At 65.9% G+C, this 22,407-nt stretch carries 23 protein-coding genes; 14 read left to right on the top strand and 9 right to left on the bottom strand.

Annotation, left to right across the window (positions count from 1 at the left end; all coding sequences use genetic code 11):
• The first annotated feature begins 81 nt into the window (after positions 1-81).
• Positions 82-2,157, top strand: coding sequence for a spermine/spermidine synthase domain-containing protein (locus tag A6F65_RS05710; protein WP_237164898.1), 2,076 nt, complete (start codon positions 82-84; stop codon positions 2,155-2,157).
• A gap of 76 nt (positions 2,158-2,233) precedes the next feature.
• Here the strand turns inward: A6F65_RS05710 and def are convergent, their stop codons facing one another.
• Both def and recR read right to left on the bottom strand, forming a co-directional pair.
• Complete coding sequence (gene def / locus A6F65_RS05705) at positions 2,234-2,800, bottom strand: peptide deformylase (RefSeq protein WP_067786721.1); 567 nt, start codon at positions 2,798-2,800, stop codon at positions 2,234-2,236.
• Between the two features lie 174 nt (positions 2,801-2,974).
• The gene (gene recR / locus A6F65_RS05700) at positions 2,975-3,571 is read right to left on the bottom strand and encodes a recombination mediator RecR (protein WP_067786719.1); all 597 of its coding nucleotides are present in this window, start codon (positions 3,569-3,571) and stop codon (positions 2,975-2,977) included.
• A gap of 47 nt (positions 3,572-3,618) precedes the next feature.
• On the opposite strand from recR, the gene fmt reads away from it, so the two are divergent.
• Both fmt and truA read left to right on the top strand, forming a co-directional pair.
• Positions 3,619-4,524, top strand: coding sequence for a methionyl-tRNA formyltransferase (gene fmt / locus A6F65_RS05695; protein WP_067786717.1), 906 nt, complete (start codon positions 3,619-3,621; stop codon positions 4,522-4,524).
• A gap of 135 nt (positions 4,525-4,659) precedes the next feature.
• Positions 4,660-5,403 carry a tRNA pseudouridine(38-40) synthase TruA gene (gene truA / locus A6F65_RS05690; RefSeq protein ID WP_067786714.1) on the top strand — a complete coding sequence of 248 codons (744 nt, stop codon included), beginning with the start codon at positions 4,660-4,662 and terminating at the stop codon, positions 5,401-5,403.
• Here truA and A6F65_RS05685 read toward each other — a convergent pair.
• A complete protein-coding gene (locus tag A6F65_RS05685; RefSeq protein ID WP_067786712.1) occupies positions 5,400-7,535 on the bottom strand; it encodes a transglycosylase domain-containing protein in 2,136 nt (711 codons plus the stop codon). The genes truA and A6F65_RS05685 overlap by 4 nt on opposite strands.
• Positions 7,536-7,675: 140 nt before the next feature.
• On the opposite strand from A6F65_RS05685, the gene A6F65_RS05680 reads away from it, so the two are divergent.
• Positions 7,676-10,066, top strand: coding sequence for a putative bifunctional diguanylate cyclase/phosphodiesterase (locus A6F65_RS05680; RefSeq protein ID WP_067786710.1), 2,391 nt, complete (start codon positions 7,676-7,678; stop codon positions 10,064-10,066).
• A gap of 6 nt (positions 10,067-10,072) precedes the next feature.
• Here the strand turns inward: A6F65_RS05680 and cobS are convergent, their stop codons facing one another.
• Complete coding sequence (cobS, locus tag A6F65_RS05675) at positions 10,073-11,062, bottom strand: cobaltochelatase subunit CobS (RefSeq protein ID WP_067786708.1); 990 nt, start codon at positions 11,060-11,062, stop codon at positions 10,073-10,075.
• Positions 11,063-11,202: 140 nt separating this feature from the next.
• On the opposite strand from cobS, the gene A6F65_RS05670 reads away from it, so the two are divergent.
• Positions 11,203-11,571 (top strand): DUF1428 domain-containing protein, encoded by a 369-nt coding sequence (locus A6F65_RS05670; RefSeq protein WP_067786706.1) that lies wholly within the window; start codon positions 11,203-11,205, stop codon positions 11,569-11,571.
• A 6-nt stretch (positions 11,572-11,577) separates the two neighbouring features.
• On the opposite strand, the gene A6F65_RS05665 is transcribed toward A6F65_RS05670, so the two are convergent.
• Entirely contained in the window at positions 11,578-12,165 is a 588-nt protein-coding gene (locus tag A6F65_RS05665; RefSeq protein WP_067786704.1) for a J domain-containing protein, read from the bottom strand.
• Positions 12,166-12,206: 41 nt separating this feature from the next.
• On the opposite strand from A6F65_RS05665, the gene A6F65_RS05660 reads away from it, so the two are divergent.
• The 5 genes from A6F65_RS05660 (at position 12,207) to A6F65_RS05640 (ending at position 15,608) form a co-directional block, all read left to right on the top strand.
• Complete coding sequence (locus A6F65_RS05660; protein ID WP_067786702.1) at positions 12,207-12,485, top strand: BolA family protein; 279 nt, start codon at positions 12,207-12,209, stop codon at positions 12,483-12,485.
• Positions 12,482-13,189: a glutathione S-transferase gene (locus tag A6F65_RS05655; RefSeq protein WP_067786700.1), complete on the top strand. Its 708-nt coding sequence runs from the start codon at positions 12,482-12,484 to the stop codon at positions 13,187-13,189. The genes A6F65_RS05660 and A6F65_RS05655 overlap by 4 nt, the downstream gene beginning before the upstream one ends.
• A gap of 13 nt (positions 13,190-13,202) precedes the next feature.
• A complete protein-coding gene (locus A6F65_RS05650; RefSeq protein WP_067786697.1) occupies positions 13,203-14,120 on the top strand; it encodes a pirin family protein in 918 nt (305 codons plus the stop codon).
• 100 nt (positions 14,121-14,220) lie between these two features.
• The gene (locus tag A6F65_RS05645; protein WP_067786695.1) at positions 14,221-14,697 is read left to right on the top strand and encodes an FKBP-type peptidyl-prolyl cis-trans isomerase; all 477 of its coding nucleotides are present in this window, start codon (positions 14,221-14,223) and stop codon (positions 14,695-14,697) included.
• The gene (locus A6F65_RS05640; RefSeq protein ID WP_067786693.1) at positions 14,697-15,608 is read left to right on the top strand and encodes an alpha/beta fold hydrolase; all 912 of its coding nucleotides are present in this window, start codon (positions 14,697-14,699) and stop codon (positions 15,606-15,608) included. The genes A6F65_RS05645 and A6F65_RS05640 overlap by 1 nt, the downstream gene beginning before the upstream one ends.
• Here A6F65_RS05640 and A6F65_RS05635 read toward each other — a convergent pair.
• On the bottom strand, positions 15,605-16,693 hold the full coding sequence (locus tag A6F65_RS05635) for a DUF2332 domain-containing protein (protein WP_237164897.1): 1,089 nt from the start codon (positions 16,691-16,693) through the stop codon (positions 15,605-15,607). The two genes, A6F65_RS05640 and A6F65_RS05635, sit on opposite strands and share 4 nt — an antisense overlap.
• Before the next feature lie 43 nt (positions 16,694-16,736).
• On the opposite strand from A6F65_RS05635, the gene hisG reads away from it, so the two are divergent.
• From hisG to nusB, 3 genes are read left to right on the top strand one after another with little or no spacing between them, the layout of a single operon-like run.
• On the top strand, positions 16,737-17,405 hold the full coding sequence (gene hisG / locus A6F65_RS05630; RefSeq protein WP_067786691.1) for an ATP phosphoribosyltransferase: 669 nt from the start codon (positions 16,737-16,739) through the stop codon (positions 17,403-17,405).
• On the top strand, positions 17,405-18,694 hold the full coding sequence (gene hisD, locus A6F65_RS05625) for a histidinol dehydrogenase (protein ID WP_067786689.1): 1,290 nt from the start codon (positions 17,405-17,407) through the stop codon (positions 18,692-18,694). The genes hisG and hisD overlap by 1 nt, the downstream gene beginning before the upstream one ends.
• Positions 18,691-19,149: a transcription antitermination factor NusB gene (nusB, locus tag A6F65_RS05620; RefSeq protein ID WP_067786687.1), complete on the top strand. Its 459-nt coding sequence runs from the start codon at positions 18,691-18,693 to the stop codon at positions 19,147-19,149. The genes hisD and nusB overlap by 4 nt, the downstream gene beginning before the upstream one ends.
• Before the next feature lie 3 nt (positions 19,150-19,152).
• On the opposite strand, the gene A6F65_RS05615 is transcribed toward nusB, so the two are convergent.
• Positions 19,153-19,989, bottom strand: a complete 837-nt coding sequence (locus A6F65_RS05615; RefSeq protein WP_067790164.1) for a S1/P1 nuclease — start codon at positions 19,987-19,989, stop codon at positions 19,153-19,155.
• Between the two features lie 69 nt (positions 19,990-20,058).
• Here A6F65_RS05615 and thiL point away from each other — a divergent pair, with 69 nt between their 5' ends.
• Positions 20,059-20,949 (top strand): thiamine-phosphate kinase, encoded by an 891-nt coding sequence (gene thiL / locus A6F65_RS05610; RefSeq protein ID WP_067790160.1) that lies wholly within the window; start codon positions 20,059-20,061, stop codon positions 20,947-20,949.
• Here the strand turns inward: thiL and A6F65_RS05605 are convergent.
• Positions 20,946-21,188, bottom strand: coding sequence for a hypothetical protein (locus tag A6F65_RS05605; protein WP_067786685.1), 243 nt, complete (start codon positions 21,186-21,188; stop codon positions 20,946-20,948). The genes thiL and A6F65_RS05605 overlap by 4 nt on opposite strands.
• Positions 21,185-22,162 (bottom strand): fatty acid desaturase, encoded by a 978-nt coding sequence (locus A6F65_RS05600; RefSeq protein WP_237164896.1) that lies wholly within the window; start codon positions 22,160-22,162, stop codon positions 21,185-21,187. The genes A6F65_RS05605 and A6F65_RS05600 overlap by 4 nt, the downstream gene beginning before the upstream one ends.
• Positions 22,163-22,407 lie beyond the last annotated feature (245 nt).

Raw genomic sequence — 22,407 nt, 5'->3', positions numbered from 1 at the left:
TTGCACGACCGCCAGCCGTTAGCCGGTCATTAACCATATTGCACCACAAGCGGCCCCCTGTGGTTTACAGGGGAAATGCAAGTGGACATCGCACAAGACCGTTCAATTGACGGGGCCGGCATCGCGCAGGCGAGCGCGCCGCCGGAGTCGGCACAGGAAGACAGCGGCAATGTGGCCGTGCGCCTCGTCCTGTCGGCGGCGCTGATGTTGTTCGTGGAGCTGGCGCTGATCCGCTGGCTCGGCTCCAACGTCATCCACCTGTCCTATTTTTCCAATTTCGTCCTGCTGGGAAGCTTCCTGGGCATCGGCGCCGGTTTCCTGATTGCGCGCAAGGATTGGTCCATCTGGCCCTGGTCGCTGCCGCTGCTGACCCTGCTGACAATCGCGGTGATCCGTTACCCGATGAGCATCCAGCGCGAAGGCGCGGACATCATCTATTTCACTGCGCTTGAAATGAGCGGCCCGCCGGCCTGGCTGGCGCTGCCGCTGATTTTCCTGCTGGTGGCCGTGATCCTGGCTGGACCGGCTGAACTGGTCGGGCGCTGCTTTGCAAAGCTGCCCGCCCTGCGCGCTTATCGCTGGGACCTGATCGGTTCGCTGACCGGCATCGTGGCCTTTTCCGTCCTCGCCTTCATGCACGCGCCGTCGCTGGTGTGGGGCCTGGTCGCCGCCGCCTTGTACGTTGTGCTGAGCGAGAAACGCCGCCGGCTGGTCAGCATCGCCTGGGCCATCCCGCTGCTGGTGATCCTGTTTAACGAAAGCACCGATGAAAGCATCAGCTGGACGCCGTATTACAAGATCCAGACGCTGGAGAATGAGAACAAGACCGAAGGCCTGCTGCAGATCCGCGCCAATGGCGTGCCGCACCAGGTGATGGCCCCTGCCGATCTTCGCCGCGCGCTGGATTACAAGATCTATTTCGCGCCTTACTTGCGCCGCAATCCGGGCGAACTGGGCGATGTGCTGATCATCGGTGCGGGTTCCGGCTCCGACCTTGCGATTGCGCTGCAGAACGGCGCGCGAAGCGTGGATGCAGTCGATATCGATCCGGGCATCATGCAGATCGGAATCGACGGCAATGTCGACCGGCCTTACCAGGACCCGCGCGTCACCCGTCACATCGACGATGGCCGCGCCTTCCTGGAAGGGACGGATAAGAAGTACGACTTCATCCTGTTCGCCCTGCCGGACAGCCTGACGCTGGTGAATGGCGCCTCGCAGATCCGCCTCGAAAGTTTCCTCTTCACCGAAGAGGCGCTGGTTTCCGTGCGTGACCGGCTGAAGCCGGGCGGCACCTTCTCCATGTACAATTACTACCGCGAGGACTGGCTGATCGACCGGCTGGCCAACACCGCGGCCACGGCGTTCGGCCACGCACCCTGTGTCGATACGTTCGACGGGGCGCAGGCGGTGATCACTGCTGGTTATTCCGCAGCAGACCAGAACTGCGCCGCAACGTGGGAGCCTGTCAGCGCGCCCGAGGACATGGTCCCGGCCAATGACAATGCGCCCTTCGTGTACTTCAAGGGCGACAATTTCCCGCCGATGTACATCATCACGCTTTCGCTGATCCTGGCGGCGTCCTTCATCACCGTGCGCACGCTGGGCGGCCCGATGAAGGAAATGCGCCCCTATGCGGACCTGTTCTTCATGGGCGCGGCCTTCCTGCTGCTGCAGGCCAAGAACATCGCGACCTTCGCCCTGCTGTTCGGGACGACATGGTTCGTGAATGCCCTGGTGTTCGGCGGCGTGCTGCTGTGCGTGCTGGCGGCGGTGGAAACCACGGCCCGTTTCAAGACCCCGCCGCTGAAGTTCCTGTATGTGGCGATTGCCGCATCGCTGGCGGCGGCATGGGCGATCCCGGAGGAATGGCTGCTGGCCATGCCTTACATCCCGCGCCTTGTGGCCGCGACGCTGATCGCCTTCGTGCCGATCTACATCGCCAATGTCGCCTTCTCCAAGCGCTTCCGCGAAAGCGGTGACACGCGCTCCGCCTTTGCCGTGAACCTGCTGGGCACGATCCTCGGCGGCTGCCTGGAATATGCCGCCCTGTTCACCGGCTACAACAATTTGCTGATCGTCGTCGGCGTGCTGTACCTTGCAGCCTTCATCGCCGTGCCCAAGGTGCGCGGACATGCGGTGGCCGCGCCGGCCTGACGCGCCTCTCCCGCACAGCAGAAACAGGAAGGGCCGCCCCGATGGAGCGGCCCTTTCCTTTTGCCAGATCGGCAGGTCAGGCGACCTTGCGCAGCTTCTCCAGCTTCTTCAGCACCATCTTGCGCTTCAGGCGGCTGAGGTGGTCGATGAACAGCACGCCTTCCAGGTGGTCCATCTCGTGCTGGATGCACACCGCATCCAGGCCTTCCATCACCTCTTCGTGAGTCTTCCCGTCCAGGTCCTGCCAGCGCACGCGGCAGCGCGCGGGGCGGTCCACATCGGCATAGATGTCGGGCACGGAAAGGCAGCCTTCCTGGTAATCCTTCGTCTCCTCGCTCGGGTCCAGGATTTCGGGATTGATGAAGATGCGCGGTTCTTTCTTCGTGGGCTGGTGCGTGTGGTGCGTGCCGTCATGGTCGCACGCCTCCGGCTCGGCATCCTCGTCTTCCGGCTGAAGGTCGATCACCAGCACGCGCTTGGGCACGCCAACCTGGATCGCGGCCAGGCCAATGCCATGCGCGGCATACATTGTTTCGAACATGTCATCGACCAGCGTGCGCAGTTCGTCATCGAACTCGGTCACGGGCGTGGACACGGTCTTCAGCCGGGGGTCCGGCACTTCAAGGATTTCACGGATAGCCATGCGGGGCGATTTAGGGTGTGACGGGCGAAGCTGCAAGCTTGTGCGGGCCGCGCCCACCCCGCTTTGCTAGGCAGCAAGCTGCCAAGCGCCGCTCCCCTCCCGCACGCGGGAGGGGTTAGCGAGACTTGCTGAGCCGAAGGCGAAGATAGTCGCAGCGGGGTGGGCGAAACATGGTCACCCCACCGGCCGCCGGGCGCGCAGGGCCTGCGCCAGCGTGCCTTCGTCGAGATAGTCCAGCTCCCCGCCAACGGGCAGGCCGTGGGCAAGCTGGGTGATGCGGACAGGATATTCCTCCAGCCGCTCGGCGATGTAATGGGCGGTGGTCTGCCCCTCCAGCGTGGCGTTCATGGCCAGCACCACCTCGTCCACGCCGCCCGCCTCTACGCGGCCCAGCAGGGCGTCGATGGCAAGGTCTTCCGGCCGCACGCCGTCGAGCGCGGACAGCTTGCCGCCCAGCACGTGATACTTGCCGGGGAACAGCCGCGCGCGGTCGAGCGCCCACAGGTCGGACACATCCTCCACAACGCAGAGCTGGCGCTCGTCCCGCTTGGGATCGGCGCAGATGCCGCAGGGGCTGCGCGTGTCGACATTGCCGCAGGTGGCGCATTCCACCAGCAATTCCTTCACCGCATCCAGCGTCTGCGCCAGTTCGCCCAGCGCCGTGTCGCGCCGCTTCACCAGCCACAGCACGGCGCGGCGCGCGCTGCGCGGGCCGAGGCCGGGCAGGCGCGAAAGCGCGGCGGCGAGGTTTTCGATCTCTTGCGATGCCATCGCCCCCCAGATAGGGCGCGCACGAGCTTTTAGGAAGGGCCCGGCCAATGCGCATCGTCTTCATGGGAACGCCCGATTTTGCCGTCCCGACGCTGGCCGCGCTGGACGAGGCAGGGCACGAGATCGTGGCCGTCTATACCCAGCCGCCCCGCCCGGCGGGCCGCGGCAAGAAGGAACAGAAGAGCCCGGTCCATCTGGAAGCGGAAATCCGCCAGCTGGAGGTGCGCCATCCCGAAAGCATGAAGGATATCGCCGCGCAGGCCCGCTTCATGGAATTGGAAGCGGATATGGGCGTGGTGGCCGCTTACGGGCAGATCCTGCCCAAGACGGTGCTGGATGCGCCACAGCATGGCTGCATCAACGTGCACGCCAGCATCCTGCCGCAATGGCGCGGCGCGGCCCCGATCCAGCGGGCGATCCTGGCGGGCGATCCCGTCACCGGCATATCGATCATGCGGATGGAGGAAGGGCTCGACACCGGCCCGGTCTACGCCACCGCCCGCACGCCGATCGAGGACAAGACGGCGGGCGAATTGCATGACGAACTGGCCGAGATCGGCGCGAACCTGCTGGTCGGCACGCTGATCGATTTCCCCGCCGTCCGCCCTGTCGATCAGGATGACAAGGAGGCGACGTACGCAAAGAAGATCGCCAAGTCCGAAGCGCGGCTGGACTGGACGAAACCCGCTGTCCGGTTGGAACGCGAAGTGCGCGCCTTCGCCCCCTTCCCCGGCAGCTGGTTCGAACACGATGGCCAGCGTGTGAAGGTGCTGCGCGCCCGCGTGATCGGCGTGAACGGTGCGCCTGGCACGGTACTGGATGACCAGCTGACCGTGGCCTGCGGTAATGCCGCCCTGCGCCTGTTGGACGTGCAGCCCGCCGGCAAGGGCGTGATGAGCGCCGAGGAATATCTGCGCGGCCGCAGCGTGCCCGTGGAAACGGTGCTGCGGTGAGAATCTCTCTCCCCTTCAGGGGAGAGATACGCAGCCTTGCGAGCTCGCTCGCTAGGCGAAGTTGAGCGGGGCAGGCAGGCGCCCCCCTCTCCCAACCCTCTCCCCTGAAGGGGAGAGGGCTAATATAGGAACACCATGACCCGCTACGCCCTCACACTGGAATTCGACGGTGCGACGTTCTTTGGCCTGCAGCGGCAGGACCATGGCCCGTCCGTGCAGCAGGCGGTTGAGGAAGCGGCCCACGCCATCACCGGCGAGCAGGTGACGCTGCACAGCGCCGGGCGCACCGACAGCGGCGTGCATGCGCTGGGCATGGTCAGCCATCTCGATATCGAGAAATCCTTCGAACCCTTCCGCCTGATGGAAGGGCTGAATGCCAAGCTGCGGCCCGATCCCGTGGCCGTGATTGCCTGCGAGGTGAAGCCGGACGACTGGCATGCCCGATTCTCCTGCACCGGGCGCGCGTATGAATACCGCATCTGCAATCGCCGCGCCCCGCTAACGCTGGACCGGGGCAAGGCCTGGCAGGTCTCCCGCCACTTGGACGCCGATGCCATGCACGAGGCGGCGCAGGCGCTGGTGGGGCGGCACGATTTCACCACCTTCCGCAGCGCGCATTGCCAGGCCGCCAGCCCGGACAAGACGCTGGACCGGCTGGACGTGCGGCGCGAGGGCGAGTGGGTGATCGTGGAGGCCGCCGCGCGCAGTTTCCTGCATCACCAGGTCCGATCCATGGTCGGCTGCCTTGCGCTGGTGGGCCAGGGCCAGTGGCGCGTCCAGCAGGTGGCCGAGGCGCTGGAAGCGCGCGACCGGCAGGCGCTGGGCTACAACGCCCCGCCGGACGGGCTCTATTTCATCAAGGCTAAATATCCGGACTAATTCGCCGGGGCGGGCTGCGGCTGTGGGGGTTGCTCGGGTGCAGCGGGCGGTGTGCCGCCGATCCGCACGCCGTCCCCATCAATGATGATATCCACCGGCACATCGCCGACATCGGTGCCGATCGTCACGCCGTCCTCGCCGACATCGACCTGCACCTCGTCCTCCGGCTCCGTCACGCGGATACGGCGCGGAGCCTCGGCCGGGCGCGCTGCCGATGCCCCCAGTGCCTGCGCCATGAACTGCTTCCACAGCCGGGCAGGCAGGCCGCCGCCGGACACGCCCTTCAGCGGCGAGTTGTCGTCATTCCCGATCCAGATGCCCACGACCAGCCGGTTTTCACCCTCGCCCGCATAGCCGACAAACACCGCGTCGCGGTTGTCCTGCGTGGTGCCGGTCTTGCCGTAATTGGCGATGGACAGCATCGCCGCCTGCCCCGTGCCGCGATTGACGGCGGCGCGCAGCAATTGCTCGATGGCGTTGTGCTCCCCGCCCCACAGGCTGGTCTCGCCATTCCACATGCGCGCCCACCAGCCGTCCTCCGGCTGCGAGAAGGCGTGCGGGCGCACGGGGAAGCGGTTGCCGGCAATCCCGGCATAGGCGGCGGTCAAATCCACCAGGCTCATGGTCGCCGTGCCCAGCGCCACGCTGGGGTCGCCTTCCGCGATCTCGGCTTCGATCCCCAGCTCGCGCGCGGTCTCGATCACCTTTTCGCTGCCGACCTGCTGGTACAGGCGCACGGCGGCGACATTGCTGGACTGGGCGAAGGCGTCCTCCAGCGTGATGGTGGGCGAATAGCGCCCGCGCGCGTTCTTGGGGCGGTAACTGCCGCCGGTAATCTCCGTATTATCGATCGTGTCCCCCGGCCCCCAGCCATCGCGGATCGCGGCAAGGTATACGAAGGTCTTGAAGGTCGATCCGGGCTGGCGCTGGGCCTGCGTGGCGCGGTTGAACGGGCTCTTTGAGTAATCCTTGCCGCCGATCATGGCCACGACCTCGCCATTGGGCCGCATTGCCACCAGCGCCACCTGCGCCCCGCCAAGCGGCGCGCCCGCGACCACGCGCCGGGCGATACCCTGCAGCCGCGCATCCAGCGTGGTGGTGAGTTCCTGCCGCTGGTAGCCGCCGCCCGCCAGCGCGCGCGCTTCCGGCATGGCCCAGTCCGCGAAATAGGTGCCGGTCGGCAAGTCGTTGCGCGTGCGCACATCCACGGCGGGCACGCGCATGCCATCGGCCTTTTCCTGCGTGATGTATCCGGCCGCGACCATGCTCTGCTTCACCAGCGCGTATCTCTTGGCCGCGAGGTCCGGATTGCGCGTGGGGGCGAGCCGGCTGGGCGCCTGCAGCAGGCCTGCCAGCATCGCCGCCTGTTCCGGCAGCAGCTTTTCCGGCCTGCGATAGAAATAATGCATGCTCGCCGCGCGCAGGCCGTAGGTGTTGTCCCCGAAATAGGCGTTGGACAGGTAGCGCGAGAGGATCTCGTCCTTGTCCAGCCATGCCTCCAGCCAGAAGGCGATCAGCGCCTCCTGCGCCTTTCGGGTGATGGTCTGTTCCGGGGTCAGGAAGGTGAATTTTGCCAGCTGCTGCGTGATGGTGCTGCCGCCGCCAACCCCGGTCCAGGCGGCGCGGGCAATGCCGCGGGGGTCCACGCCCCAATGGTCGTAGAAACGGCGGTCCTCGATGGCCAGGAAGGGCTGGATCACGTGGTCCGGCAGGTCTGCCACCACCACCGGCTCGTCCACCAGCGCGCCGCTGCGGGCAATGGGCGTGCCGTCGCTGGCCAGCAGCGTCACCTGCGGTGGGGCGATCGGCTCCAGCGACTTGGACAGCGGCGCGGTCACGGCCAGCCAGCCGATGCACAGGATCAGGAAGAACAGGCCCACGGCCACGCCGCGCACCACCCAGCCGCGCTTGCGCACCGGCCAGGTGAAGAACCGCCGCCACCAGCTGCGGCGCGGCGCGTCGAACGGTTCCATCGCAGGCGGGGCATAGGGATCGTGGTACTGCGGGCGCTCGTCATCCGGCAAATAAGAGAAGTCGTCCTCGCCGAGGTCCTCATCGTCCCACCCTGGCCGCTCTGCCGGGCGGTCGCGGTCCTGCCCGCTTGTGTTCTTGCTGAAAGAGAAGAGGCCCATTCCGATAGGTGTGTTAGCGTGGCAATACAGATTTGGCGAGGCAAAAAATTCCCTGCGCCAAGTCGCTGCTTAAAAGGCACAAACCCTCTTTTAACCATTCCCCGCCTATTGCCACGCTCGAAAAAAGCAGAGGGTCGCAAATGTCGGGAAGCACATCGAAAATCGGGGCATTTGCCCGCAGGGCCCTGCAACTGGACCTGATTGATCACCGGGTCGAAGAACGCGATTCAGAATGGTGGTCACGCTGCAAGCTGAACCACACTGCGGCTTTCCCTTACCTGACATACGACACGGTCCGCTCCGTCGGCGCGCTGATCCTGTGCTACAGCTTCCTGGAAACATGGCTGATCGTTTGCCTGGCCGTGGTCTGTGTGATCCTGGGCACGGCGCAATTCATGATCGACCGCGAAGTGCGGCTGGGCCGCCATTCCAGCCAGAAGATCTACCGCGCCCTGCGCGACCTCGTGGTGGTGCGCGCCTGCGTCTGGGGCGCATTGACGGCGGTGTACATCTCCGCCGCGCCGCCAGAGTTCCTGCCTGCGCTGATCCCTGCCGCCATGCTGTTCATGCTGGTCGACGGGCTGTGCATGATCGCCATCCCGCGCCGCGCCATGGTGGCCGTCAGCATCCAGTGCGCCGGCATCGTGGTACCGCTGGCAGTGACCGCAACAGGCCCGGCGCTGCTGGGTGTGGGCGTTGCCATCAGCGGCCTGGTGTTCATGCACTGGGCGGTCTTCAACCTGAATTACATGTTCGCCACGCGCCGCCTGCGCACGCGCACACTGCGCGAGGCGAACGACACCATCCAGCTGCTGCTGAACCAGTATGACGAGGATGGCAGCGACTGGCTGATCGAATGCGACGAGGACGGCGCGATCCTGCGGCCCAATGCACGCTTCTGCAAGGCGGCAAAGCGCAGCGCCGAAGAAATGGACGGCATGCGCCTGTCCCTGCTGTTCGACGACAGCCCGCAGCGCGAGGAGCTGCGCGCCATCGGCGTGCGCGAGGAGAACTTCCGCAACCTGATCCTGCCGCTGCACATCGAAGGCGAGCAGCAATGGTGGTCGATCTCCGCCCGCCCGGTCTACAAGCCCGACGGTTCGCTGGACTGCTGGCGCGGCTTCATCGCGGACGTGACCCGCACCCGCAAGGCGGAGGAGAAGGTCACATATATGGCGCATTACGATGTGCTGACGAACCTGCCCAACCGCAGCCTGTTCAACACCACGCTGAAGCGCAGCTTCGGCCGCCGCGACGATGGCGAGCTGGCCGCCGTGCTTTACGTGGACCTGGACCACTTCAAGGCCATCAACGACACTTACGGCCATGCCAAGGGCGATGTCGTGCTGGCCGAAGCGGGTCGCCGGATCGAGCAGGCGGTGGATTCGCACGCCATGGTGGCGCGTCTCGGCGGCGATGAGTTTGCCGTGCTGATGGACCGGATCAATGACCGGTCGGAAGCCATGCGCGCGGCCGAGGCCATCGTGACCGCGATGGACGAGCCGATCGACGTGGACGGACAGCTGCTGCCCATCGGCGCAAGCGTTGGCGTGGCCTTTGGCCCGGACAACGGGACCGAGGGCGACGAGGTTCTGCGCGCCGCCGACTTGGCGCTGTACGATGCCAAGTCGCGCGGCCGCCGCGGGGCCAGCGTATTCGATCCTGCGATGCAAGACGAGGTGCAGGATCGCCGTTCCATGGAATTGGACCTGCGCGCCGCGCTGACGCGGGGCGAGCTGGAACTGCATTACCAGCCGCTGCTGGACGTGGAGAGCGGCGACATCGCTGGTTACGAGGCGCTGCTGCGCTGGAACCATCCGGAGCGCGGCTCCGTCAGCCCGGCGGTCTTCATCCCCGTAGCGGAGGAAACGGGCCAGATCATCGCCATCGGCGCATGGGTCATCCGCGAGGCGCTGCGCGAATGCGCGACCTGGCCGGAACACCTGTCCGTCTCCGTCAACCTCTCGCCGGCGCAGATGCGTGACGAAGGGTTGCTGAACACCATTGTCGGGGCGCTGGCATCCAGCCGTGTGTCATCCGACAGGCTGGAGCTGGAGATTACCGAGAACCTGCTGATGCAGGATAACGAGGACAATATCAGCCTGCTGCACAAGATCCGCGGGTTGGGCGTGAAGATCGCGCTCGACGATTTCGGCACGGGCTATTCCTCGCTAAATTACCTGCGCAGCTTCCCCTTCGACAAGATCAAGATCGACCGCTGTTTCGTCAGCGACATTGCGGACCGGGATGACAGCGATGCCATCGTGGACGCAGTGGTCAGCCTGGCAGGTAAGCTGAACATGCGCACGACTGCGGAAGGCGTGGAGAATGACGAGCAGCTGGCAAAGCTGCGCCTGACCGGCTGCACGCAGGTGCAGGGCTTCCTGTTCAGCAAGGCACGCCCCGCTGCGGAGCTGGACCATGGCGATGCCCCTCGCCCGGCCGCGCACGATGGCGGCAAGGTGACGCATATCGATCCGGCACCGCGCCAGATCACGACTGCGGCAAAGGACGGGCGGAAAGCAGGCTAAGCGGCGTCAGGCCTGCCCGACGACGCTTTCGGGCAGGTCTTCGCCGAACACGCGCTGGTAGTATTCTGCCACCAGCATGCGCTCGGCCTCGTCGCACTTGTTCAGGAAGCTGAGACGGAAGGCGAAGCCGGGATTGTCGAAGATCTCGGTGTTCTGCGCCCAGGTGATGACCGTGCGCGGGCTCATCACGGTGGAGATGTCCCCGTTCATGAAGCCCTGCCGCGTCAGGTCTGCGACCCGGATCATGTCGGCCACCAGCTTCTCGTCCAGTGAGGTCTTGGCGCCCACGATCTGCCGCTCGGTTTCCTCGGGCAGGTAATTCAGGCCCATCACGATGTTCCAGCGGTCCATCTGGCCCTGGTTGATCGCCTGCGTGCCGTGATACAGCCCGCTCGTATCGCCCAGGCCCACCGTGTTCGACGTGGCGAACAGGCGGAAATGCGGGTTCGGGCGGATCACGCGGTTCTGGTCCAGCAGCGTCAGCTTGCCCTGCTGTTCCAGCACGCGCTGGATCACGAACATCACGTCTGGGCGGCCGGCATCGTACTCGTCGAACACCAGCGCCACCGGGTGCTGCAGCGCCCAGGGCAGCAGGCCTTCGCGAAATTCCGTCACCTGCAGCCCGTCGCGCAGCACGATGGCATCGCGCCCGATCAGGTCGATGCGGCTGATATGCGCGTCCAGGTTGATGCGGATGCAGGGCCAGTTGAGGCGCGCGGCAACCTGCTCGATATGCGTGGACTTGCCCGTGCCGTGATAGCCCTGGATCATCACGCGCCGGTCATGCGCAAAGCCTGCCAGGATGGCGAGCGTCGTGTCCGGATCGAACACGTAGCTTTCATCGAGGTCGGGCACGCGGTCGTCCGCCTGGCTGAAGGCGGGGACCATCATGTCGGAATCGATCCCGAACACCTCGCGCACGCTCACCTGTTTGTCAGGCGCGGCCATGGCGGTTCCGGAGTCGGCGGCGAAGCTGTTGTCGGTCATCTCGGTCATTTCGCGCGATGCCTAGACGCCGGTGCGCCGCGCCGCAACACGCGATGCATTGCCCCGCTGCAAGCAGGGCTGCACGGCGGATTTGCGAGCAGGCCGCAAAGGGCGCACATTACGGCTGCGACCACGACAGGAGGCATGCCATGTATGTGAACGGATTCATCGCCGCCGTGCCGGAAGGCAACAGGCAGGCGTATATCGAAACGGCGCGTAAGTTCTGGGACCTGCTGAAGGATTACGGCGCGCTGGGCCAGGTCGAATGCTGGGAAGCAGATGTGAAGGACGGCCACACCACCGATTTCCGCATGGCGACCAAGGCGCAGGAGGGCGAAAAGATCGTCTTCAGCTGGGTCACATGGCCGGACAAGGTCACCGCCGATGCATCGGAGGCGAAGATGATGGAAGACCCGCGGATGCAGGATTTCGGCGATATGCCGTTCGACGGCAAGCGCATGGTCTTCGGCGGTTTCGAGCCCATGCTGGACAGCAGCGGCGCGCTGGCCCCGCAATAGCGGCGCTCAGCTCAAGGCCTCCGACCGGCGCAGCAGCTGGTAGGCTTCGACCACGCGTTGCAGGCGGCTTTCATGGCTCCGGTCCCCGCCGTTGCGATCCGGGTGGTAACGGCGCACCAGTTCCGAATAGCGGCGGCGCAGCTTCTGCCGGTCGGCGCGCGGGGTCAGGTTCATAACCGTCAGGGCATCGCGCTCCATCGGGGTGAAGCGCTGGTAATCGCCCGTGCCCCCGGCAGCCCGCCGGTGGATGTCCGCAGCCCGCCCGCCAATGGCGTCTAGCGGGTCCGCAAAGTCCGCCCAGCGCGGCATGCCATCCACGGCGGCGGTGGGCCGGAAGGCGCGCGTTTCGCTTTCCCACCCGGCGACAGGCGATTGTGCGGCCAGGATCTCGTCCGCGCTCATGCCCTCGAACCAGTCGTATCCGGCGTTAAATTCACGCACGTGCTGCAGGCAGAACCAGCGCCAGTCGCCCGGCCCGTTGAAGCCCGGTGCGCGCTGCCCTGGCGCGCGAAACTCGCCCGGATCGCGGCAGGTGGGATGTTCGCACACCCGCCCTTCGCTTTCATAGCGGCCGTGGAACCTCTCGTTACGCATAAGCCTTGTGAAATAGGTACCAGATCGCGCAAGGGAACCCCATGGCAGGACCGATACAGACAGAAATGGAAGAAACACTGCGCGCCGCTTTCGCGCCCGCGCGGCTGGATGTGATCAATGACAGCGCGGCCCATCACGGCCATTCGGGCGACGATGGCAGCGGGGAATCGCACTTCACCATCCTGATCGAGAGCGCGGCCTTCGAGGGCAAGAGCCGGCTTGAGCGCCAGCGCATGGTCAACCGCGCACTGGGCGACATCCCCGGCGAGCGGGTGCACGCCCTGGCCATCCGCGCCGCCCTGCCCGGAGAGCTGGGGTGAGCTACCAGCTATGGTACTGGCCCAGCATTCCAGGCCGCGGCGAATTCGTGCGCCTGTTCATGGAAGCATCCGGCCTGGAATACCGGGACATAGCCCGCGAGCAGGATGCCGATGCGCTGGTCGAGGACATGCATGCGCGCACGGGCTTCCGGCCCTTCGCACCGCCCTACCTCGTCGACGAGGACGTGACGATCGGCCAGACGGCGCTGATCCTGCTTTACCTGTCGGACAAGGAGGGCCTCGGCAGCGGGGACCTGGCGACCGATTTGCAGCTGTTGCAGCTGCAGCTCGACATCACGGATCTGGTGAAAGAGGTGCATGATACGCACCACCCCATCGCCAGCGGGCGCTATTACGCGGACCAGATGGATGCAGCCTACGAACGGGCCGAGAATTTCCGCGAAGACCGCCTGCCCAAGTTCCTGATCCATTTCGACAATGCGCTGGCCACCAATGGCGGGCCCTTCATGCTGGGCGAGCAGTTCACACATGTCGACACCAGCCTGTTCCAGGTGATGGAGGGGCTGGATTACGCCTTCCCCAATTACATGCGCACCATGCAGGGCAGCTGGCCGAACCTGGAGGCGCTGCAGGCAAGCGTGCCCGATATCGAAGGCGTGGCCGCCTATCTCGCCAGCGAGCGGCGCATGGAATTCAACCAGGACGGCATCTTCCGCCATTACGAGGAGCTGGACGAACAATGACGGGAGCGCAGCGATGAGTAGCGGCGACGATACGGGCATCTTGAAGACGGTGACCCCCACCACGCACGACCTCGGCAATTTCAAGGTCCGCCGCGCCGTCCCCAGCGCCGCTCAGCGCATGGTCGGGCCTTTCGTGTTCGTGGACCAATTCGGCCCCGCCCAGCTGGATATCGGCGGCGGCATGGATGTGCGCCCGCACCCGCATATCAACCTTGCCACCGTGACGTGGCTGTTCGCTGGCGAACATGGCGGCGCAATCGAGCACCGCGACAGCCTGGGCACGCGCTCCACGATCCGGCCCGGCACGGTCAACCTGATGACCGCTGGGACCGGCATCGTGCATTCCGAACGCTCTCCGCAGGACGAGCGGGCGACGGGGCCGAAGCTCTTCGGCATGCAGACATGGCTGGCCCTGCCGGATGGACGCGAGGAAATCGACCCGGCCTTCGAGGCCGTCAGCGACCTGCCTGTGCTGGAGGATGACTGCGTGAAGGCCACCGTCATCATGGGCGAATTGTGGGGCAAGCGCGCGGCGACCACGACGTATGCCGAGACGATCAACGCCGAGATCCTGCTGGGCGCGGCAGGCTCCATCCCCATCGATGCCGGAGCGGATGAGCGCGCGCTGATGCTGGTGCAGGGCGAGGCCGAAGTGGATGGCCAGCAGCTGGGCCTTTACGAGCTGACCGTGCTGAAACCGGGCGCCGCGATGACGCTGCGATCCGATACCGGCGCGCGCGTGTTCCTGCTGGGCGGCGAGGCTTTTTCCACCAAGCGCCACGTCTGGTGGAATTTCGTCAGTTCCGACCGTGACCGGATCGAACAGGCCAAGGAAGACTGGCGCGAAGGCCGCTTCCCCGAGGTGCCCGGCGACACGGAAGAATTCATTCCCCTGCCGGACGGAAAGCCAAAGACGGTCAGTTATCCCTGAACCGTCATCCCAGCGAAAGCTGGGATCTCTTTCCACCGGCGCATCGATAGCAACAGATCCCAGCTTTCGCTGGGATGACGTTTGTGGCTAAGAGAGCGCCATGAAACATCTTCTCGCTACCGCCGCCGCTCTGGCGCTCGCCCTTCCCTCCGCCGCCTCTGCCGAGCAGGCCGGTCCGTCCGATTCCGAATGGCTTATGCAGCAGCAGATCGCCTTGTCCTCGCTCAATGCAAAGGACGGGTGGAGCTGGCTGCCGGGCGGCGTCATGTGGCGGCGCGTGGCGGGCGATGGCACGGGCGCGCGTCCCACCGTGGAGGACACGGTCACCGTCCATTACCGCGGCACCTTTGTGGACGGCGAGGAGTTCGACAGCTCCTACAAGCGCGGTGAGCCAGCGCAATTCCCGCTCGGCCGGCTGATAAAGGCATGGCAGCTGGCCATTCCCATGGCCGGCGTGGGCGACACGATCGAGATCGCCGTGCCCGCCTCCATGGGTTACGGCGCGGAAGGCAAGGGCCCCATCCCCGGCGCCGCGACGCTGATGTTCACCATCGAACTGATCGACATCGCCGAATAATGCCCCTGTCCGGGGACCTCCAGCGCATCGCCCTGCCCGGCGGGACGGAGCTGGAAGTGCATGTCAGCGGGCCGCAGGATGCGCCTGCCCTGCTGTTCCTGCACGGCTTCCCGGAAAATTACCGCACCTGGCGGCACCAGATCGCGCACCTGCAAGACAGGTATCGCTGCATCGCGCCCAACCAGCGCGGCTATGGCAATTCCTCGCGTCCGGTTGGCGCGGCGAATTACCGCTTGGCGGAGCTTGTTGGCGATGTATTCGCCCTGGCGCAGGCATTGGGCATCGCCGATTTCACCATCGTCGGGCACGACTGGGGCGGCGCCGTGGCATGGGCAGCATCCATGATGGGGCAGCGAAGCGGGCTGGTGACGCGCGCCGCCATCGCCAACGCGCCCCACCCTGCCGTCTTCCAGCACCTGCTTTACACAGACCCCCGCCAGCGCGCGGCCAGCCAGTATGTCACCGCCTTTCGCGACCCGGCCATAGAGGCCGCCGTTCGTAAACAGGGGCTGGCAGAGCTGCTGCTGAGCGAGGGTGTACTGGGCCGCCTGCCGCCCTTCGATCCGGCGGAGCTGGCGATCCTGCAGGACGAATGGGGCGATGAGGACCGCGTCAGGGCCATGCTCGACTGGTACCGCGCCAGCCCGCTGGAGATCCCGCCTGTGGATGCACCGATGGGGCTGCCGGAAGGCTACGCCCCCTCCCCCTTCATCGTGCCGCTGACGATCCCCACGTTGGTGATCTGGGGCCTGAAGGACGAGGCGCTGTTGCCCGCAAACCTGGACCTGATGCCCGAATGGGTGGAGGATCTGCGGATCGAGCGAGTGCCCGGCGCAGGCCATTTCTCGCCATGGGAAGCGCCCGAAGCTGTTAATGCCGCGCTGGACGCTTTTCTTTCCAAGACCGCCTAGGCTTCGGCAGGCTCCTCTAGCCATTCCACCCATTCGCCATGCGGATGCGCTTCGGCCAGCTTCACCGGCGCTCCGCCATCGGGCCAATACCGTACGGTCAGCTCGTGCCGGAATGTCTCGCGATTGGTCTCCAGCGCCAGCCATGCCAGCGGACTGTCCGCACGCGCCGCAGCGCCTGCCGCTTCCATCGCCGCGGTAATGCGGGCCTGCGCGCTATCGGGCAGGTACTGCCACATGATCGAATGGAACAGGCAGCGCGTCGTGCCTGCCTGCGCGGGGCACGCCAGCTCCTGCTCCACGAAATCGGCGGCGTCGGCCTTTTCCAGCTGCGGCGGCATGGCGGCGGCAATGGCGATGGCCGCATCCATCCGGTGCATGCGCGCCTGCGCATCGGGCCAGACATAGCTTTTCAGTTTCAGCGCCTGCGCCGGGTCGGCCAGGTCGAGCGGCGCGATGTCGCACCCCCTCACGCCGACAATCCGGGGCGCGGCGGCAGGCGGCGAAGCGCCCCGCCATTCCGGCGCGATGGCCATGCGGGAAAGCGACGGCCCCGCCTTCACGCCGCCAAGGTCATAGGCATAGCGCGCCATCATGGTGTTGATCCCGGCACTCGCGCCGATTTCGAACAGGTCGAAATTCGGGCCAAGCCTGTCCGCCAGCCACAACAGGCCGGCCATGATGCTGGCGGACCGGCCTGCCTCATTGGTCTGCGGCGGACTGTCCAGCCACGGCAGCAGCACAGTGTCAAAGTCTTGCGCCGCCTGCGCCACCAGCCGGTCCACCGTGCCCTGGTCGCTGGCCATACCCAGATAGACCGGCTCCAGTGCAGGCGCAGTGCCGGACAGGTGCAGCCAGTGCAGGCCTCCGGCCACGCGCAGCGGCAGGGCATCGCGCAGGCTCAGGCCTGCCCAGCTGTTCATGCGCCGGGAAACGGCCGTATCCAGCTCCAGCATGGCGCGCTGTGCCCGCACGATCCGCGCGGTGATGGGGGCGCCGGCTTCCTCCGCGTGATTGGCCTGCCAGTCGATCGCCTGGCCAAGGTCAACCATGTCCATCACGCCGCTGCCGGCACTCTTTCCCGCCATTGGTATTTGCCCTTTGCCCTGCTGCAACCTACATGCGCGCGCAATGCCACAAGAACTGACCTTCGCTGTGCCCAAGGGCCGTATCCTGGACGAGGCGCTGCCCGTGATGGCGCGTGCCGGCGTCGTGCCGGAGGACGGCTTCCACGACAAGGCCAACCGCTCGCTCAGCTTCGACACCACGCGCGATGACATGCGCCTGATCCGCGTGCGCGCCTTCGATGTCGCCACCTTCGTCGCCTTCGGCGCGGCGCAGGCGGGTATCGTAGGTAGCGACGTGATCGAGGAGTTTGCCTATTCGGAGCTTTACGCCCCGGTGGACCTCGACATCGGCCACTGCCACCTCGCCGTGGCAGAACCTGCCGGCGGCGCGCCTGCAACGCCCGGCAATGCCAGCCATTACCGCGTGGCGACGAAGTATCCCAACATCACCAGCCGCTGGTTCGAGCGGCAGGGCATCCAGGCCGAATGCGTGAAGCTGAACGGCGCGATGGAGCTTGCGCCCTCGCTGGGCCTTGCGGGCCGTATCGTGGACCTCGTTTCCACCGGCACCACGCTGAAGCAGAACGGACTGGTGGAAACCGGGCATATCATGGACATTTCCGCCCGGCTGATCGTCAATCGCGCTGCCCTGAAGACCGATGCCCGCGTGGCGGAGCTGGTCGATGCCTTCCGCCGTGTCGCCGACGATGCCGCCCGCGGGGAAGCCGCCTGATGCAACGCCTGAAGCACTCCGACCCCGATTTCGAGACGCGCTTCGCCCGGCTGGTCGATGGCCGCCGCGAAAGCGACGAGGATGTAAGCCGCACCGTGGCCGACATCATTGCCCGCGTGCGCGCGCATGGCGATACCGCCCTGGCCGAATACACGATCCGCTACGACAAGTTCGCCCCGGCGAGCGAGGACGACTGGCAGATTTCCGCCGCCACCTGCGAGGCTGCCTACAAGGCGCTTGACGGCGACGTGCGCGATGCGCTGCAGCTCGCGGCGGATCGCATTCGCGCCTATCACGAGGCGCAATTGCCCGCGAACCGCGATTACACGGATGATGTCGGCGTGCGGCTGGGCGCGACATGGCGCGGCGTGGACGCGGCGGGCCTGTATGTTCCGGGCGGCCGCGCGGCCTATCCCTCCAGCATGCTGATGAACGCGATCCCGGCGAAGGTGGCGGGCGTCGAGCGGCTGGTGGTGACCACGCCCACACCGAAGGGCGAAGTGAACGACCTGGTGCTGGCCGCCGCGCATATTGCCGGCGTGGACGAGATCTGGCGCGTCGGCGGGGCACAGGCCGTGGCCGCGCTGGCCTATGGCACGGAACGGATCGCGCCGGTCGACGTGGTGGTCGGCCCCGGCAATGCCTGGGTGGCCGAAGCCAAGCGCCAGCTTTACGGCGTCGTCGGCATCGACATGGTGGCAGGCCCCAGCGAAATCCTGGTCATCGCCGATGGCGAGAACGATCCGGACTGGATCGCCGCCGACCTGCTGAGCCAGGCGGAGCATGACCCCACCAGCCAGTCCATCCTCATCACCGATGATGCGAATTTCGCCGAGCAGGTGGAAGATCGCGTGGATGTGCAATGCGCCATGCTGTCCACCAATCGCACCGCGCGCGAAAGCTGGGATGCGAATGGCGCGCTGATCGTGGTCGAGGCGCTGGAAGACGCGCTGCCGCTGGCCAATCGCCTCGCTGCCGAGCATGTCGAGCTGGCCGTGGCCGATCCCGAAGCGCTGATGAAGGGCCTGCGCCATGCGGGCAGTGTCTTCCTGGGCCGTCACACGCCCGAAGCCGTGGGCGATTACGTCGCCGGGCCGAACCACGTCCTGCCCACCGGCCGCCGCGCACGCTTTGCCAGCGGGCTTTCGGTGCTGGACTTCATGAAACGCACCAGCTTCATCGCGCTGGACGAAAAATCGCTTGCCAGCATCGGCCCCGCCGCCGTCACGCTGGCGCATCTCGAAGGGCTGCCGGCCCACGCCAAATCCGTGGAGCTACGCCTGAAATGAGCAATAAACCCAACCCACGCAGCACCGCCCGCTCCGCCGCCCGCCTCGCCGCCGTGCAGGCGCTGTACCAGCGGCACATGGAAGGCACCGCCCTGCCCAAGCTGCTGGACGAGTTTCACCAGCACCGCCTCGGCCGCGAGATCGAGGATGCGCAATATGCCGATGCCGAGGTCGCCTTCTTCGACGACCTCGTGCGCGGTGTGGACGCCCGGCTGGAGGAAATCGACACGCTGGTGGGCAGCAAGCTTGCCCAGGGCTGGACCACGGCCCGGCTGGACAAAACCATGCTGCAGATCCTGCGCGCAGGCGCTTACGAACTGCTCGCCCGCGCGGATGTGCCCAAGGCCGCCGCGATCAGCGAATATGTCGATGTCGCCAAGGCCTTCTTCGACGACCGAGAGGCGAAATTCGTCAATGGCGTGCTGGACGCCGTGGCCCGCGAAGCGCGCGGCTGAACGTCAGCACTGCGGGGCAAACACCCAGTCGAGATAGGCCGCGATGCGCACGCCTGCCTGCTGCAGGCGCATCTCCATCGTTGGCGTCCAGTCGTAATTGTACTGGTATTTCAGGACCCGCGGCGCCTCGGCGGTGCCCATCCCCTCGAACTCGCCGGTCGAGGGGTAGATGCGCATGCGCAGGTCCGCGCTTTCCTGCATCCAGGTTTCGGGGCGAGCATCCCACCATGAAATGACGTTGGCAGGCGTGGTGCGCCGCGCCAGCCGGTCGGCATATTCGCTGTAGCTCAGCTGCTGGCGCACGATCATCCCCTCGTCCCACACCCAGTGAAGGTTGGTCATCTGGTCGAACCACAGCACGACAAAATCATTGCCGCCCCGGTCCGTGCCATTGCCGACATGCAGCGGCATGTGAAGGTCGCCCACCAGGTGCACAACGAAGCGCAGCGCGCGCGCCTTGTCCGCCTGGCTGGCCTCGGGATCGCGCAGCGTGGCCGCGAACATTTCCAGCGCGGTGGCGGCATCGCCTTCTGCCGGGTGTTCCAGCATGTCGATGGTGCGACCATCGGGCAGCGTCACGTAATGCCAGGGGCTGGCGGTTTCCTGCCAGAACTGCGCGGGATTGGATCGCTGCTCGTCCGGCCAGGTGCTGGCTTCTGCAAGGCTCTCGTTGCCGATGATCTGCGTGATCTGCGCGCGGGTGTGCCCGTCGATGTTGCGCTCCGCCAGCGCGCCTGTCACACGGTGGCCGATGGGGCCCCAGGCTGCGGCGGGGGCGGCGTTAATGGCCATTGCGATGGCTGCGGCGGACAGGGCAAATGCTCGAAGGGGGCGTTTCATGGGCAGCTTTCCGAATTCGTGTTTCCTGCGCACTGCCATGCGCCAGATGAGGCTGCGATGAAAGACGCGATGGAAAATCGGACGTCTGCCGAAAAGACATTCATCGCCGCCATGCGCGCGCTCGCCAGCGGGCCTGAAGCGCGCGGGCTGATGGACGATGCCGCCGTGCTGGAACTGGGCGAGGACGCGCTGGTCCTGACCCACGACATGCTGGTCGAGGGCGTCCATGTGCTGCCGGGCAGCGATATGGCAGACGTGGCATGGAAACTTGTGGCCACCAATGTTTCCGACCTCGCAGCCAAGGGCGCGGAGCCATTGGGCGCGCTGCTCGGCCACATGCTGGGCGACGGGGACGAGGATTTTGCGCGCGGACTGTCCGAGGCGCTGGAGCATTACCGCATGCCGCTGCTGGGCGGCGATACCGTGTCCGGCGGACCGCCGCGCAGCTGGGGCATGACGGCCATCGGCCGCGCGGTGTATCGGCCCGTCCCCTGCCGCTCCGGCGCGCAGGCAGGCGATGCCCTGTGGCTGACGGGCGAACTCGGCGCGGCGATGGCGGGCTTCGAAGCGCTGCGGGACGGGACCGATGCCGACAGCACGGCCTATCGCAGGCCGATGGCGCGCCTGCCCGAAGGCCTGGCGCTGGCCCCGCTCGTCACGGCGATAATGGATGTCTCAGACGGGCTGCTGCTCGATGCCTTCCGCATGGCGGAGGCGAGCGAGGTGTCGCTGGCCATCGACCGTGCCGCGCCGCCGCTGGCCGTGGCGGAGGAGCGGCGCGATGACGCCCTGCGCTGGGGCGAGGATTACGAGCTGCTATTCACAATGCCCGCAGGCGCGGCGCCGCCCGTGCCCGCAACCCGGATCGGCAGCGTGGAGCCGCAAGGCTTCGCGCCTTTATTCCTGGATGGGCAGCCGGTGGTCAACGCCGACGGCCTCGGCTGGCAGCACGAAAGCTAGAACCAGCGCCCGCGCCACACGGTCAGCAGGCCCCAGGGCGCGCCGATCAGCAAACCGAAGACGATCCGGCTAAGGCCGAAGGGTGCATCCACGTCCCAATACGCCATCGCCTGCGCGATCAGCGGCGCGATGAAGCCCACGCCGAACAGGAACGGCATCCAGTAGAACAGCCAGCGAAAGAAGGTCTGACCCTTCGTCTCCGGCGTTACGGCGGAGGCCCGTGTCGCCCCGGCGCTCACAGCTTGCTCGTATCCACGCCGCGCTGCGCCAGGATCGGCTTCAGCGCATAATACGCGGCCTTCGTGCGGTGGTTCGGGATGTTGGGATAGAGGTGGTGGATGAGGTGCGTCTGCATCCCCATGGACAGGAAATGGCCCAGCCGGCTCTTGAAGATAAACGCCTGCTGGTACCGCTCCGTATTCCCCTCGCGCGGGTGGTGCGGCGCCCAGCTGAGATAGAAACGGATATAGCTGAGGCCCACATGGCGCGGCAGCCACCAGACCAGCGCCGCCTCCAGCGCATATCCGCTCCACGCCATGCCGAACAGCACCGCCATGAAGACCAGCTGCAGCACCATGGTTTCCTTCAGCGACCGCTCCGCTTCGGGCGTGCCCATTTCGGCCAGGATGCGCTTGTAATGGTGGATGGAGCCATCGACGCCGGGCTGGCGGTTCCACCAGGTCTTGTACCAGGCCATCGGCGCATTGGGCGCCTCGTCCGTGTAATCCGGGTCCTTCTCCGGGTCGTTGCAATGATAATGATGCTCAAGGTGCATCAGCCGCGCCATGGAGAAGGGAAAGACGATGGGGATGGTGGAAACCTGCCCCACCCATTCGTTGATCCAGCGGTTCTTCGTGCCGGCCTGCGCGATGTTGGAATGCATCGCCTCGTGACTGGTCACATAGCCGCCCGTCGCCAGGAAACATGCAATGGGGAAGGCGATCCACAGCGGCACGATATCCAGCATCGTCAGCGGGAATAGCGCAACCCACAGCGCGAAGCCGCCCCATGCCGCGACCACGTAAGGCCACATGCGCCCGCCATGGTATTGCTTGGCGATGGCAATTTCCTGCTTGCGCAGGTCCTTGCGGGTATATTCGTCGAGGTCCGATGGCGCGCGCAGCGAAATGGCGGGCGCATCGCCGGAGCGCGCGCGCCGCAGCGCCTCGCTGCCCTGCATGCCTGCCAGATCTTGTGTGTCCTGTTCGCTCACCTGCGATGCGCCCCGCTTGCCGATATTTGCCGCGCCTCTACGCGGCTCATGCTTAATCTCCCATATACCATCCAATCGCGCAAGATTCCGCGCATTTTCGATATTTGCATGGCCCGAAACGGAACGGGCGCGGCGGTGCGGGGGAGAAATGGCGGAAAGGCTTGCGAAGGCGGCAAGGGAACTATAGCCATGCTGCCACACAGAGCCCCGGTTCACGGGGCCTTTGTTTTGGGAACGCAAAAACA

The sequence above is a fragment of the Paraurantiacibacter namhicola genome, from assembly GCF_001687545.1.
GTDB lineage: Bacteria > Pseudomonadota > Alphaproteobacteria > Sphingomonadales > Sphingomonadaceae > Paraurantiacibacter > Paraurantiacibacter namhicola.
This window is presented reverse-complemented; position numbering and strand designations above follow the sequence as displayed.